The sequence below is a fragment of the Aeriscardovia aeriphila genome, assembly GCF_002259595.1.
In the GTDB taxonomy this organism is placed as follows: Bacteria; Actinomycetota; Actinomycetes; order Actinomycetales; family Bifidobacteriaceae; genus Aeriscardovia; species Aeriscardovia aeriphila.
Map to the genome: position 1 here is coordinate 201376 of NZ_MWWU01000001.1, position 14573 is coordinate 215948.

A 14573-nucleotide genomic window follows, 5' to 3' on the forward strand; every position below is an offset into this window, starting at 1 on the left:
CAGAAGGAGGCTACCATGTCGTCGATTCACAGCCTTTCACAGCATGAGCTCCACAATGAAAAGTCCACTCTCAATTCTCCAGAAGGTCAGCTCCCGCTAACTGCGGAAGAGGTCAACTCTGACAAGTCTGAAGAACCATCAGCAGTTCCTGCGTTTAGTTTCACGTGGAACTCATCGCATACTGTGATGACCGCGCTCTCCTTGCTGATTGTTGGTTTCTTCGGTCTTCAATTCTTGATGCTGTCGGGTTGGTCAGCCAACATTTTTCTCACAGCCGACCCTTCTATCTGGATTGCTCAAACCTGTGATCTCGGCATTGCCATGGCTATTTTCTCGCTCATTTGCGGGGCAATTCCCACGGTGAGTTTGAGTAGCATCATAGCGAGCGCAGCAATAAACATTATTGCCTTTGTGAGTATTTCCGCATCCAACATGCGTCACCTCGCTTGGCGTTCTCACGATTCGGCTTACAACATTCTTTCTTCCCTCGCGCTCGCCGCTGGCATCACACTGGTCTTCTTAGTGTTTTACTCGCTGTCCTCGGTTACGCTTCGCCCTCTTGTGCTGCGTTGGCTGAGCCGTCACCCTCGTCGTGATGGCAGAAAACGGAACATCCCGCTCTCCATTAGTAGAACCGTCTTGGTTCTCGTCGAGCTCGTAGTAGTTGCGGCATTCCTCACTGATCTCTTTGCTCCAGGGCAAATGCCTGCCACCGTACTCGCATTGGCTTTCCTGGTACCTGCTCCTGCCTTCATTTTCGGTTGGCTGGCAATCTACCCTTATTCTCAGCTGCGCTGGTTCGTAGTTTGCTCAGCCGTTCTCAATATGGGATTTTCCTTTGCTCTCTTTGTACACAATGGCCAAACGATGGCTGTAGGAGATTACGCAGCAGTCTTCACCATTCTCATCCCCTATGTTCTGGGTGCTATTGCTGGCACAATAACCAAAGGGGTTATCATGCGTCATAGAGCGCGTATGGAGAAGAAGGCTTAATCAGGGAGGCAGCTATGAAGGCTATTCGTTCCGCATTTCGTTTCACGTGGAATAAGGAACACTTACTCGCTTTCATCGCTGCCGCCGAGGTGATTCTCTTCTCCTGCACCTTCCTCACCCGCATGGTGGTGTGGTCAGTAGTGCCGGATTCGAATAGCAATTCGCTCCTTTTCTTCTTCCCCATTCTGATCAGCACCGTCATCGTTTCTGTATTCTTGGGAATGACCGATGGCATCAGCCTCACCGCTCCTGCCATCGAAATTTCTCTCATCAGCTTGGGCCTCTTCGCCCTTTCTGCATACAACACCAAAAAGTACAGTCTGGTTCACCTCTCCCTTGGCAAGACTGCACTCTACAGCGCCCGAGTGCTGGGCATCATTGCTCTCATCGTTCTTCTCTCCTATTGCGTCGGAGTAGCCTTCAGGCCTGGTCTTGCTCATCTTGAGCACCAATGGGAGAAAGCGAACAATACAAGCCTGCCGTTTGAAGATAAAGGCTTCTTCTTCATCGCCGCACTCATGTGCCTGCTCGTGGCCTTCGTTGTCATCACTTCCCCGATGCACACGCTGTATCTCCTCGCGGAACTCGCCTGCTTCCCTGCAGCAATGTTTGTGCTCGTGTGGTATAGCGTTGACCACTACCCACAGCTCAACAAGCTCGTCGCCATTCTCGCCGGTATCACTGTTCTCAGCCTCGCAGTGTTTTACGGTTTTGTTGCGCTAACACACACGCATATTAACGAGCCTGCAAATTGGGCTATCGCAGCAATTGCGCCATTTATCTGCGGTAGTGCACTCGGCGTGCTCACCAGCATGATCCGCGCTGCAGTACAGAAAGCTCGCGCCAAGCGTCCAGCCACTCGCCCATCTCACCGCACCGCTCGTCGCGCTCATGAAATCAACAACGACGACACCAGCCGCGCAGCCCACCGCACCGCTCGTCGCCCATCTCACCGCGTTCGTCCGTCAGCGCAAGCCGGCCCCGCTCAGCACCAGCGCGCACCGAAGAAGAAGTGAAGTTCACTTGAACGAGGAGAGCAATTACTTTCTGCGATCGCGGAAGAAGGAGGTGAGCAGCTCCGAGCACTCTTGTTCGAGCACTCCCCCAATCACCTCCGGCTTCGAACCCACATGAGGGTCACGCGGAATATCCCACACCGAACCGCAAGCACCCATCTTCGCATCCCAGGCGCCAAACACAATGCGGCCGATATGGCTCATCACAGCAGCACCCGCGCACATCGGGCAAGGCTCCAAGGTGACCACGAGGGTACAATCCTGCAAATTCCAGTTGTAGGTGCGGGCAGCAGCAGAACGCATAGCCTCAATCTCCGCGTGGGCGAGAATGTCTCCATTCGCATCACGGCGGTTGTAACCGCGGGCAATCACGCGATCATGACGGTCGAGAACGACTGCGCCGACAGGGACATCAGCCAATGCTGTCATCGCCGACATTTCGTTAATCGGTTGAACTAAGTTGCGTCCGTGCTGATGGAGCTCGTGTAAATCTTGAGTAGTAGAGCCAGAACCCAAACCAGAAACGTAACCACCGGCGCTCACGGCAATACCCGGGCGAGCGATCGCACCCATAGCAATAGCTTCTTGGCGCTGACGAGCGGCAACAGTCTGCGTCATCTGAGCTTGACGCAAAGCCAGGCGCATAGCAGGAACGAAACGATGGTTCACACCTTGCTCGAAAGCCGACGCATTCACCGAACCCTTTTCTGCATCGCTACCGGAAACGGCAGTACGAATGTTATGACTCATCACTACCTCCTGCATTTGGCACCTGAATCAAGCATAATTGATTTTTCTGCGATTGACACTGCACAACCACCGCACAAACAAAAGGAGCTCCCCGCCGAAGCGAGGAGCTGGAGAATGATGATGAGGGTGAGCTCATCAGCTCATGAGGAAGATGCTCATCAGCTCACAAAGGACTGCAGCTGAAGCTGAGTCAAACCCGGGACCGGCTCACCGGTTGTACGAGGCAAACCGTGAGCCGACAGGCGCGCTACAATTTAGATTTCTACCTCCACCTTGACGGTCGAGCCAGGCTCGAAGTTACCCGAAATAACCGGAATCACGCGGCCGTTTGCCTCACGCGAGACAGACGTTTCTGGCAATCTGGAGCCATTGACGCTCACCACCGGGCCAGAAGTGACCTGCGAGCGGCGCATGTGGATGTCAAAAGTGACGCCACGATACTCGCGCTGAACATGAACCTCAGGCAAACGCTGAGGCAAGTGAGGGTCGATACCCAAGCCATCCAGCGTTGGACGAATGCCCAGAATGTACTGGGAAATATTGAGGAAAGTCCAAGCTGCAGTACCCGTCAGCCACGAGTTCTTACCCTCGCCAGGCTGGTACGCTTCAGGGCCGGCTACCATCTGGCAGTAAACATAAGGCTCCGTCTTATGAATCTCGGAAATTGCCTCCGTATTCGCAGGGCACGTACGCCAATACACGTTGAAGGCTTCCTCATCATTGCCTGCAATAGCGTTGGCAATGCTGATCCATGGGTTATTGTGGCAGAATACGCCACCATTCTCCTTATAACCACGTGGATAACTCGAGATCTCACCCAACTCAATGCGATACGTCGAATAAGCAGGAGCGAGAATAGCTGTTCCCCACTTGCTCGTCAGAATATCCTTCGTTGAAGTGAGAGCCTGCTGAGCTTTGCCATCATTGAGGCCAATTCCAGCCATCACGCACATGCCTTGAGGCTCAATGAAAATCTTGCCTTCGCTATCGGAATCGCTACCCACAGGGCGAGAGTCAGCATCATAGGCGCGCAAGAACCACTTGCCATCCCAACCAGCAGACTCGACAGCATCGTTCACGCTGATAATCTCCTGACGTACGTCACTCATCTCTTGAGCAACCTCAGTGGCGGACATACCAGCAGCCTGACCATAATGCTGCAAAATTTGGACGTAGCGACCAGCGTAGAGAACAAACATGCCACCGATAAACACCGATTCAGCAACATTCTCCGGCTTATTCGACTTCACCGTTTGGAAGGACTCTCCTGGAATTGCCGTGTAAGCATTCAAATTCAGGCAATCATTCCAGTCTGCTCGGCCGATCAAAGGCAGACCATGAGGGCCCTTATGGCCGATGGTGAAGTTTACCGAGCGGCGCAAATGCTCGAGCAGAGAGACTTCTGTACCTGCAGTGGAATCGAAAGTCACCTGTTCACTGAGAATGCTGGAGTCGCCTGTTTCTGCCAAGTAAGCGTAAGTAGAAGCAACGAGCCAGAGCGGGTCGTCGTTGAATCCGCCGCCAATACCAGCGTTGCCCTTCTTAGTGAGAGGCTGGTATTGATGCCATGCCGAACCATCCGGAAGCTGAGTGGAAGCAAGGTCGAGAATACGCTGGCGAGCGCGCTGAGGAACCATGTGCACAAAGCCCAAGAGGTCCTGATTAGAATCGCGGAAGCCCATGCCTCGCCCAATTCCCGACTCGTAGTAGGAGGCAGAACGAGAAAGGTTGAAGGTGACCATGCACTGGTACTGGTTCCAAATGTTGACCATGCGGTCTACACGCTCGTCACCCGTCTGAGCAGTGTATACACCCAAACGCTCATCCCAGTAATTCTTGAGCTTTCCTAATTCACTCTCCACAGCCTCGTCAGTGTTGAGCTGCGAGAAAAGCTCGCGAGCAGGGGCCTTATTGATCACTCCTTGGCGAGGATCACCTTCCCACTTGTTTTCAACGGGAACCTCAACATAGCCCAACACGAAGATCAAGCTCGAGCTCTGCCCTGGCTTCAGCGTCAGGCTCACGCGAGGAGCGGCAATAGGAGACCAGCCATGAGCATGAGTGTTGAAAGCATGGCCTTGGCTGATAGCTGCTGGAGTATCCCAGCCGTTGAACTGGCCGAGGAATGTTGCACGATCAGTGTCATAGCCTACGCTGCTGTGGTTGACGGCGAAGAATGCATAGTGGTTACGACGTTCTTTGTACTCCGTCTTGTGGTAAATGGTTGTGGAATCAGCGTCAGTGGTAATCTCCACTTCTCCTGTAGAAAGGTTGCGCTGGAAGTTCGTGGAATCGTCAACAGCATCCCACAAGCACCATTCCACTGCACCCGTAACGTCTACCTTCTTGACCTGATCCGTCGTATTCGTGACAACGAGCTTGTTCACTTCAGCATTCTTATGCAAAGGCACAAAGGCGAGCAGATCAGTGGAAATTCCCGCTTTACGAGCCAAGAAGCGCGTATAACCCAAACCGTGGTGGCATTCGTAGAAGTCAAGTGCAGTGCGAGTTGGCAAGAAGGTCGGGCTGAACGTGAGTTCAGGAGTGCCATCCTCATTCATCACGCTGATGTAGTAGCTGCGAGAGCCGTTGTCAGTAGGAACACCGTTATAGCGATAGCGTGTAATACGGCGCAATTTGGCATCGCGATAGAAATCGTAGCCGCCACCTGTGTTGGAAATCAGGCCGAAGAAGGCCTCATTACCCAGGTAGTTAATCCACGGAAGTGGCGTAGCAGGCGTAGTGATGACATACTCGCGATGCTCGTCGTCAAAATGTCCGTACTTCATTGCGTATCTCCACTGTGAAGTGTGTGTTGAACTCTGCTTCGAGTTCCTGTGTCAATGTCGAGCTGAAGCATCTTCGCTCAGTTCCTGTTTTAGGATAGCACTGTTATTGATAAAGTTATAGATAAGAAACTCGCAGATCGAGAAAACTTCTCGTGAGGATGCTGGCCCGGCTTTGGGTTTCACACCTGCTTGCACACACGAGTTTTTACACCCGCTCGCACACACGAGTTTCCGCTGGTGAGTAGAGTAGAACTTAGATGCACAACGACCGTGCTAACCCTGATGCAGAGAGCTGAAACTATGAGCATTCCCATCTGGAAAACCGTTCTTGACGAATACAGCAGCAAACCAGAACCTGCGAGGCTGCCTCCCGTCGACCCTGCACGCCGAAGGCTCAAACCCCACGAGCGTAAAGCTTTCATCATTCAAGCTGCCGCTGACATCATCGCCCATAAAGGTTTCCAAAGCATGAGTATGCAAGATGTTGCCAACGAGATTGGCACATCGGAAGCAGCCCTCTACCATTACGTTCATAGCAAAGATGAATTGCTCACTCTGGTTCTCGACCGCACGTATGAAAACCCAGAAGCAGACCACGCTACTTACGCAGAAGCCAGTGGTACAGACGTCGATGGCCACCGCTTCTTCTACTTCCCTCGCTCCTGCGTGAACCTCATTGGCTACAACATGTCCCGCTCGCAAATGGTGCGCATGTTCTCCCTGCTCAACGGCGAGTCGCTGAACCCCAACCACCCCGCTCACGAATACTTTACTCAAAGGTACTTCAACAATTGGGCTTACTTCTCTCGCATCAATTGGGTTTTGCCTCACGGTATGAGCCTGGATGATTTTCACCATTTGTGGCGTTTGACCATGTCTGCAATGGATGGTTTGCAGTATCGCTGGTTCGCTGGCGAAATTGACAATCTGGGTGAAGAATGGCTGCATTTTTCCGACAACCTTTTCCCGCCCACAGAGTGGAACCACTTGCTTGACCCTACTCTGTACACGCCTGAGGACGGCTGCTTGTCGCACTTAGGCTTGCTGACGAGGGGCCAGAGCTAACCTCGCTTCTTATGCCTCCAGATTATCAGCACGAAAAACGGTGCAGCTGAAATTCAGCTGCACCGCAAAGTCACTTGTTTATTTCACTGTGTTCATTTCACTGTGTTTATGTCACAGTGTTTATGTCACAGTGACAATCTCACAAGGCAAGCTACTCTTCAGAAACGTTGAAAAGAGCCTCTCCCTTGCCATGAGCAAAAGCAGAGAGCAAGGTGCCAGTGAAGCCACCAGCTGAGGTTGCCGCAAAAATCTGGCAGGGAACAAAGCCCATCGTCACGCACTCACCCATCTTGCTCGGGTCAGAAGCGTAGAAACGATACCCATCTTCACTGCTATGCACTTGCAAGCGCAAACCTTCCGGATTGTTTAGTACAAAAGAGTGACCATGGGCGATCAAGCCGTGATCATTAGTGATGAGTTGAACCTTCTGGGTTTCTGTCGAGTACATGAGTTGAGCCCACACGTCACGGTTAGCGTATACAACGAGGCCCATCCAGCCTTCTTCAACAGGGCTGACCACGTCCACAGTGAAGCTGTCATCCATCTGAAGCTGACGGCGGCCAATGAGGCGCGGACCATGCTCAGCAGCGAAAACTTCACTGTAATTAAATGGTGCAGGTACAGCAGCATTAGCAGCAATACGAATCTGGGTTCCTACACCGCCAAAGTCAGAGTCGAAGCTGCCATCGCTGCTCGTTTCAGCCAAGCTCACGTGGAAGCGCTGCTCGCGGTCGACTCCAGGGCAGATCCAGTCATGCCGGGAGCTTTCGACGGAGCCGTTGTCAGCAGGGTCGACTTCGAAGGATTGATCTTTGAGGTCTGGCCAGCCTTCATCGTTCCACGTGAAACTGGAGAGGAAGGCTTCGCGGCCGAGGAAGCCTTGCTGCGGGTAGGAAGCGTTTGTTCTCAAGCCTAAGAACACCAACAAGGAGCGCTGCTCGTCCAGTGGAGCGAAATCTGCATGGCCGATGCACTGCGGGGAGAGATGGGTGGAACGGTTCGTCAAAATCGGGTTATCCGGGTTGGCTTCATAGGGGCCGAACACTGCTTGCGAGCGGGCGATGCACTCCATATGCCCTGCTTCGGTGCCTCCTTCTGCCCACATGAGGTAGAAGGTGTTGCCGCGCTTGTACATATGCGGGCCTTCTGGGTTTGACCCGGTGACTCCACCGATGAGGAAGTGGCGCTCACTCAGCAGGTGGGCAGTGTCTGGGTTGATGCGCGCTGCGTAGATTCCTGGCTTTTCACTGCCATTTCCTGCTTCGTTGCCGCAGATGTAGGCTTCGAATTCTCCTGACCCGCTTTCGTCTGCGTCGAGGAAGAGCAGGCTGGGGTCAATTCCTGGCCAGCCTTCGATCATCATGGGATCGCTCCATTGACCGTGCAGGTCGTGAGTGGTGAAGATCATCGCGCCACGATTCACATCAGTGACAATCAGGTAGTAGGTGCCTGCATGGTAGCGGATTGTTGGCGCGTAGAAGCCTTGAGAGTTGCCCAGTGGCGTGCTGGTAAACTGCTCGGGGCGCGCTGCTACATGTGAGCAGAAGCTCCAGGTTTTTCCTTCGTCGAAGGATTCATACACCGGTAGGCCCGGGAAATACTCAAAAGAGCTGAAAGTGAGAACGTAGTGACCCTTCTCAGCTTCGCAAATGCTGGGGTCCGGATGGAAACCAGGGACGATCAGCTTTGCTGGTCGCACGTTAAACAGTGTCATTGTACCTTTCCTTTTCTCGCCGTCTTTGCCGAGAAAACCTCATGTCGTCTTTGATATGAGGTACGAACTTTCCTAGATTGTCACAACCCTGAGACCCGCGCGAAGAATACGTAGTTATCTGCGCAGGTGCCCTGGAGAGGTGACGAAATACGCAAACGAAATACGCAAAGAAGAGAAGTAGCCCAGATGAACTACTTCTCCCCTTCATTTGTACTTTCAGTTTGTACCTTCGTTTGTACTTTCAGTTTGTACTTTCACCAGTGATCTGAGCGCAGCACATCAATAGCTCATGCTGATCAGTAATCAACTGCTGGATGCTGCTCGGCGTAGCGACGGCCTTCTTCAGCCGTTGCAATGCCACGCGCTTTGCACTGCTCGTCGATATCTTCTTCACTGAGCATGGTGAGCTCAGCGCCAGGGCGGACGAGAAGAGGCAGAGTGTGGTAATCAAAGGATTCGGTATACCAGTGGCCTGGCTCATAGCTCTTGCCTGTCAGCAGGTTCGTCCATGCTTGGCCAGCGTGGTCACCACCAGCGTCAGGAACGTAGAAGCGAGCAACGCTATCCTCACGGAAAATCGGCGCTACCAGCAAGTCAGAACCCAGCATGTATTGCGTATCGATATCCTCGCACGCAGGATCATCCTGGAATTCCAATGCCATTGCGCGCATCATCGGAACGCCAGTCTCATGTGTGATCTTCGCCTGAGAGGTGAGGTAAGGAACGAGGCGCAACTTCAGGCGTGTAAACTCGCGGGACACCTCAACAGCTTCATCACCAAACAGCCACGGAACCTTGTATGCAGTGGAACCATGGTAGCGAGAGTGAGAGGAAAGCAGGCCAAACTGCGTCCAGCGCTTGTAGATGTCGTGCGTTGGCTTGTCCTCAAAGCCGGCGATATCGTGGCTCCAATAGCCGAAGCCAGACATACCGAAGGACAGACCTGCACGCAGCGATTCTGCCATTGCTGGGTAAGTAGAGTGGCAATCTCCACCCCAGTGGATCGGGAACTTCTGCGTGCCAGCAGTTGCGGAACGAGCGAAGAGAATAGCATTTTCGCTACCGTTGCGCTCTTGCATCACTTCGTACACAGCTTTGTTGTACAAGTAGGTGTAGTAGTTGTGCATCTTCACAGGGTCAGAACCGTCGTAGTAGACGACATCCTCGGTTGGGATGCGCTCGCCAAAGTCGGTCTTGAAGCAGTCAACGCCCTGGTCCATCAAGTGACGCAACTGGTTCTTATACCATTCCACGGCTTGTGGATTGGTGAAGTCGACGATGGCCATACCAGCCTGCCAACGATCCCACTGCCACACTTGGCCGTTCGTGCGCTTGATGAAGTAACCCTTCTCCTGGCCTTCCTTGAACAGTGGAGACTTCTGACCGATGTAGGAGTTAATCCACACGCAGGCCTTCACACCGCGCTCATGCAAGTGGCGCAGCAGACCTTCTGGGTCAGGGAACTTATCCTCATCCCACTGGAAGTTGCACCACTCCAATTCTTTCATCCATCGGCAATCGAAGTGGAAGCAGGAGAGTGGAATGCCGCGGTCGAGCATGCCATCAACGAACTCCAACACCGTCTTTTCGTTGTAGTCGGTGGTGAAGGAGGTGGAAAGCCACAGGCCGAAGGTCCAGTCAGCCAGAAGTGGTGCGCGGCCAGTCAGTGCGGTGTAGTTGGTCAGAACGTCCTTCATGGAAGAGCCGCCGACCACCGAGTAGGTCATTTCTTGGTCTTCCAAGCTGAACTGGACGCGAGAAACACGCTCGGTAGCTACTTCGAATTCGACGCGGCCAGGGTCCTGAACGAAGAGGCCGTAATTGCGGTTGGACAGGTAGAACGGGATGTTCTTGTAGCTTTGGTCGGAGTCGGTTCCGCCATCGCGGTTCCAGATGATCACTTGCTGGCCGTTCTTCACAAAGTTGGTGAAGCGCTCGCCCATGCCGTAGATCTTCTCATCAACGCCGAGGTCCATTTGGCCCAGAACATGCGTTTTGCCTTCTGGATCGGTGACCAGGCCCATGCTGCGGAAGCCAGAGTGTGCAATACGCTTACCGTCATACTCATAGCTAAAGTCGATGACGTCGCCCTTGCCAACGTGCAAGGTGAGCTTGCCGGAACGGTAGCGGTACTCGTTGTCATCTTCTTCAATAACGACTTTGTTGTCTGGGTCGGCGTTCAGCGGGAAGGTGGGCTCGTGGCTGCGATCCAGAGCGAAGTTGACAAGGCGCGTGGTGATGATGTTTTCACGGGGGCTGCTCACTTCAATGGTGAGGATGCCTCCATCCAAAGTCATGCCAGCGTTGCGAATAGGAGAATTAAAAGGCGCGAAGAGAACGAGTTTGTCTCCTTCACGGCGGGACGTATAGATATTGGCTGCGTACTTTGCTTCGAAACCATCTTCGACAAGCCACTCACCATTGAGAAACTTCATTTTTCCTCCTGCCCACAGGGCCGGTTACGGATGATTTACACTCGCTATCTTACTATTGATAACTTAATCGATAAAGAGAAAAACACATTTCCCTCGCCTTAAACAGGAATTATCTGAGATTGCCAGCGCTGATAATCTCAAGCGTTTCAGAACCTGTGCCTACTGCTGAACAGGAAGCGTGCCGTTGGGGAAATCGGCAGGGACCTCGCCCACCACATGAGCCGGGTTACCGACAGCAATCGAGTTCGCAGGAATAGACTTCACCACAACAGCTCCAGCGCCAATAACGCAATTGTCACCAATGCTCACGCCCGGGCAGACGGTGACATTACCACCAAACCACACATTGTTACCAATGCGAACGTCTGAATTATTCTGCCAGCCGTCCAAACGTGGGCGGACAGGCACAGCATGGTTCGGCGTGTAAATAGAGCAGCGAGGACCAATCAGGCAATCCTCACCAATGCTGACAGCACCGCCGCCCACAATGAGGAAATCCATGTTGATAAACGTGCGCTTGCCAATCTTCAAACCCAAACCATAATCCAGGCGGATCGGAGGGCGAATGTCAACACCCTCCCCCGCCTCAGGTACGAGCTGATGGAAAAGCTTCATCGCATGCTCATTATCGGTGAAGAAGGTACGGTTAATCTCATCGCAGGTTGCCTGCGCTTCCCACGTCAGCTGCGGAAGAATGTCAGACTTGCGGTATTGCAACCATTCGTCGCCAAACACTTTGACAACGTCAGGGTATTTATTCATCATTTCTTGCACGTGAGCGCTCGGAACATACTGCTCGTCATGCCATGCGCCTTGTGCCCTGCGATGTTCTTGAACCATAAGGATCACCTCTCGCGTGAAGTGGTTGCGAGTTGCCGGCTGCGCTTTCATAGCGGCTTCAGAGCGACTTCACAACCCCTTCATTTCACCATTACTCATTGCGTCTACTCAGTAAAGACAGCATCAGGGAAGAGGCGGTTCATCCAGGCATGGAAGAGCTCAGGCCATGCTTGAACATCTTTCTCAATGCCGTAGTTATGCCATCCCTTAATGCTGGTTTCGCGCGTCCCCAAGCTCAGGCCATGGCCTCCTTGCGGGAACACGTGCAGCTCAACAGGAACATGATGTTCAATGCATGCTTGGGCGAAGTACAAAGAGTTCTCCACTGGCACAGTATCATCTGTTGCGGTGTGCCACAGGAATGTTGCAGGAGTGTGCTCGTCGACGCGATTTTGCAAGGAAAGCTTCTCAATCCATTCTGGGTCAGCCTTGTGCTCACCCAGCAGGTGGTCAAACGAGCCACGGTGAGCCTTCGCTCCTCCATCAATGACGGAATAGCCCAGCACCAAGCCGTTGGGTTTAATCTCGTCCTGAGAGAAGCCGTGCTCACCAAACACAGGGTCGCTCGCATAAGTCGTCGCAAGATTAGCAGCAAGGTGACCGCCAGCCGAGAAGCCCATGAGCACGATCTTGTCAGAATCGACATGCCACTGCTCATTGTTGTGACGAATCACGCGCATGGTTTGTGCCAATTGCAACAGTGCAGTTGGCCATACGCTCGGCCAGCACGAGTAGCGCAGGACGAACACGTTGTAGCCACAGCTCACGAGTTTCAGAGCGACTGGTTCCGCTTCCCTATCAGAGGTCATTTCATAACCACCACCAGGTACGACGACAATGGTGGCGCGCTTGCGCTCGACATCCATCTCTTCTGAGTTGTCGATAACGTATCCCGTCAGCTTTGCCGTGGTGCCATCGATTCCTTCGATGCTGGTATCAAAGACCTGCATAGTTATCCTTTCACGTTGCCGTGAAGCATACACTTAGTTAAGCCGTTTAACTAAGTGTATGCTTCACTCTTCCCAATTGTGGAGCGCATGCCTTCATTTGCGCATAAGGCAGAGCGCTACAAAACTATTAAATTGCTCGCCTCTTGATCACTTCTCTTCCAAGCGCAACACCACAGGCAGCACATCCTCATCCGAAGTAATGAGTGTGCCCGCTGCTCGCATCCTGGCCAAAGCATCATCCACCTGAACATGCAAGCCTTCGCTATCGCGTGTGAATGGCAAATCAGCATTCTGGGGGTCACCGAGAATGCTCACGCGCCACATCACACCATGGAATGGCGAGTGGTCTTCATCTCTATATTCTCGATACGCCTTCACAGTGATAATCTCAGGCAAAACTGAGCGATGCAGGTGCTCAGGGCCAACGCCACCAGCAGGCGCGAGAACAGAAGCGTACACAATGCCAGCCCGAGAAGTGAAGCGAATATCGGCCGACGTATAGTCAATAGCAGCTTCATTAAAGGAACCAGAGTGAGCAGGAGTTGGCCCTTCATCGCTCTCTTTCCAAGCAATGGTGTCGTAAATTGCTTCGCCATTGACCTTCATCCAGCTGCCAATCGTGTGCAAAATGTCACGATCCTTCTGGGCCAGGGAGCCATCGGCGCGCGGGCCAACGTTGAGCAGCAGATTGCCATTATGCGAAGTGACGTTAATCAGTGTCCTGATAATCTCGCCAGCAGGCTTGTACTCCAAAGTAGAGGTGTAATCCCAGGAGTTATAGGCAATGGAAGTGTCCGTCTGCCAGTGGAATGGCATCGCCTGGTTATAGCCGCCGCGCTCCACATCCATCATGCCTGCTCCCCATGGCAGAGCATTTTCCTTATAGCAGATGGAAACGTCACGTCCCCATTGTGCAGCGCGGTTGTAATAGTAGGCTGCCATGAGCATCACGTATGGCTTAAACGCTTCATGGCCAATCCACCAGTCGAAGTACAGCATTTCCGGCTGGTAGGAATCGATGATTTCGCAGGTACGCATCAGCCAATCTTGCAAGTACTCGTCGCTGGGGTAAGGCTTCGATTGCATATCCATGTGGCTTGCTGGCTCTGGCATTGCTGGCCAGTAGAAGCTGCCATGCTTCAAGCCTCGGTATTCAAAACCATCCAGATTTCCACCGCGCTCAGTGTTCGTGTTCGCTTCCGCTTCACGACGAATGTCAGAATCAAATTCCATGCCATGGCTCATGAACCACCAATGTTCTGCGCGATGGCTCGAAGTGGCAAAGTGCATACCATGGTCAAGTGTTGCCTCGCGCAGCTCGCCGATAATGTCACGCTTCGGGCCCATCTCTACAGCGTTAAAGTGTGAAAGCCTGCTTGCATACATCTGGAAACCATCATGGTGTTCTGCTACAGGGAAGTAGTAACGCGCCCCAGCATAAGCGAAAGCATCTAACCATTCGTGAGCATTGAACTTCTGGGCTGTAAAGAGCGGGATAAAGCTCTGATAGCCATGCTCAGCGTGCGCTCCGAAAGTGTCAATCTGATGTTTGAACTCATCAGTGCCTTGGATGTAGAGGTTGCGCGAATACCATTCGTTGGCAAATTCAGGAACAGTGTAGAGTCCCCAGTGAGTGAAGATGCCGAACTTGTCACGGCCAAACCATGCAGGAGTAGATAGCTGTTCGTGACGAGCGAGGCTTTCTTGCGTAGGAAGCCAAGGGCCTTGAGTGGCAACACGAACAATTTCGTCAAGGAGTGCAGGTGTTGCTCTTAAGCTGTGTGCTTTGCTTTGTGCCGCAGGGATTGCAGACAAAATCCAGCTGGAACGATCTGGCATAGCAGGAATGTGCTGTGACATGGAAACTTCCTTGTTCTCATAGTGTCATCAAACTTGAGAAGGGCTACAGATTTCTTCTGTAGCCCTTCTGCACTGCTCTTCAGTGAAAGCTTTTATAGCTTCACTGTTTATTGACCTAGCAGTTATTGACCTAGCAGTAGTAAGAGTGTTGCAAACGCCTT

10 protein-coding genes are annotated in these 14573 nt (G+C 52.7%); 3 read left to right on the plus strand and 7 right to left on the minus strand.

Going from position 1 to position 14573, the window contains the following annotated elements:
• Nucleotides 1-15 precede the first annotated feature (15 nt).
• Entirely contained in the window at nucleotides 16-993 is a 978-nt protein-coding gene (locus tag AEAE_RS00835; RefSeq protein WP_094689280.1) for a hypothetical protein, read from the plus strand.
• 14 nt (nucleotides 994-1007) lie between these two features.
• Nucleotides 1008-2009 carry a hypothetical protein gene (locus AEAE_RS00840; protein WP_094689281.1) on the plus strand — a complete coding sequence of 334 codons (1002 nt, stop codon included), beginning with the start codon at nucleotides 1008-1010 and terminating at the stop codon, nucleotides 2007-2009.
• 24 nt (nucleotides 2010-2033) lie between these two features.
• Here the strand turns inward: AEAE_RS00840 and AEAE_RS00845 are convergent, their stop codons facing one another.
• Together AEAE_RS00845 and AEAE_RS00850 are read right to left on the minus strand one after the other, a co-directional pair.
• Nucleotides 2034-2447 carry a nucleoside deaminase gene (locus tag AEAE_RS00845; RefSeq protein WP_094689326.1) on the minus strand — a complete coding sequence of 138 codons (414 nt, stop codon included), beginning with the start codon at nucleotides 2445-2447 and terminating at the stop codon, nucleotides 2034-2036.
• A gap of 566 nt (nucleotides 2448-3013) precedes the next feature.
• Nucleotides 3014-5548: a glycoside hydrolase family 94 protein gene (locus AEAE_RS00850; RefSeq protein ID WP_094689282.1), complete on the minus strand. Its 2535-nt coding sequence runs from the start codon at nucleotides 5546-5548 to the stop codon at nucleotides 3014-3016.
• Nucleotides 5549-5848: 300 nt separating this feature from the next.
• On the opposite strand from AEAE_RS00850, the gene AEAE_RS00855 reads away from it, so the two are divergent.
• On the plus strand, nucleotides 5849-6613 hold the full coding sequence (locus AEAE_RS00855) for a TetR/AcrR family transcriptional regulator (RefSeq protein WP_158520449.1): 765 nt from the start codon (nucleotides 5849-5851) through the stop codon (nucleotides 6611-6613).
• A 151-nt stretch (nucleotides 6614-6764) separates the two neighbouring features.
• Here the strand turns inward: AEAE_RS00855 and AEAE_RS00860 are convergent, their stop codons facing one another.
• From AEAE_RS00860 to AEAE_RS00880, 5 genes are all read right to left on the minus strand, one after another.
• Nucleotides 6765-8327: a glycoside hydrolase family 43 protein gene (locus AEAE_RS00860; protein WP_094689284.1), complete on the minus strand. Its 1563-nt coding sequence runs from the start codon at nucleotides 8325-8327 to the stop codon at nucleotides 6765-6767.
• A gap of 296 nt (nucleotides 8328-8623) precedes the next feature.
• Nucleotides 8624-10762, minus strand: coding sequence for an alpha-xylosidase (gene yicI, locus AEAE_RS00865; RefSeq protein ID WP_094689285.1), 2139 nt, complete (start codon nucleotides 10760-10762; stop codon nucleotides 8624-8626).
• A gap of 159 nt (nucleotides 10763-10921) precedes the next feature.
• Nucleotides 10922-11527, minus strand: coding sequence for a sugar O-acetyltransferase (locus tag AEAE_RS00870; protein WP_148139934.1), 606 nt, complete (start codon nucleotides 11525-11527; stop codon nucleotides 10922-10924).
• 179 nt (nucleotides 11528-11706) lie between these two features.
• A complete protein-coding gene (locus AEAE_RS00875; RefSeq protein WP_094689286.1) occupies nucleotides 11707-12552 on the minus strand; it encodes an alpha/beta hydrolase in 846 nt (281 codons plus the stop codon).
• Nucleotides 12553-12699: 147 nt separating this feature from the next.
• Nucleotides 12700-14412, minus strand: coding sequence for an alpha-L-fucosidase (locus AEAE_RS00880; RefSeq protein WP_244569571.1), 1713 nt, complete (start codon nucleotides 14410-14412; stop codon nucleotides 12700-12702).
• Between the last annotated feature and the right edge of the window lie 161 nt (nucleotides 14413-14573).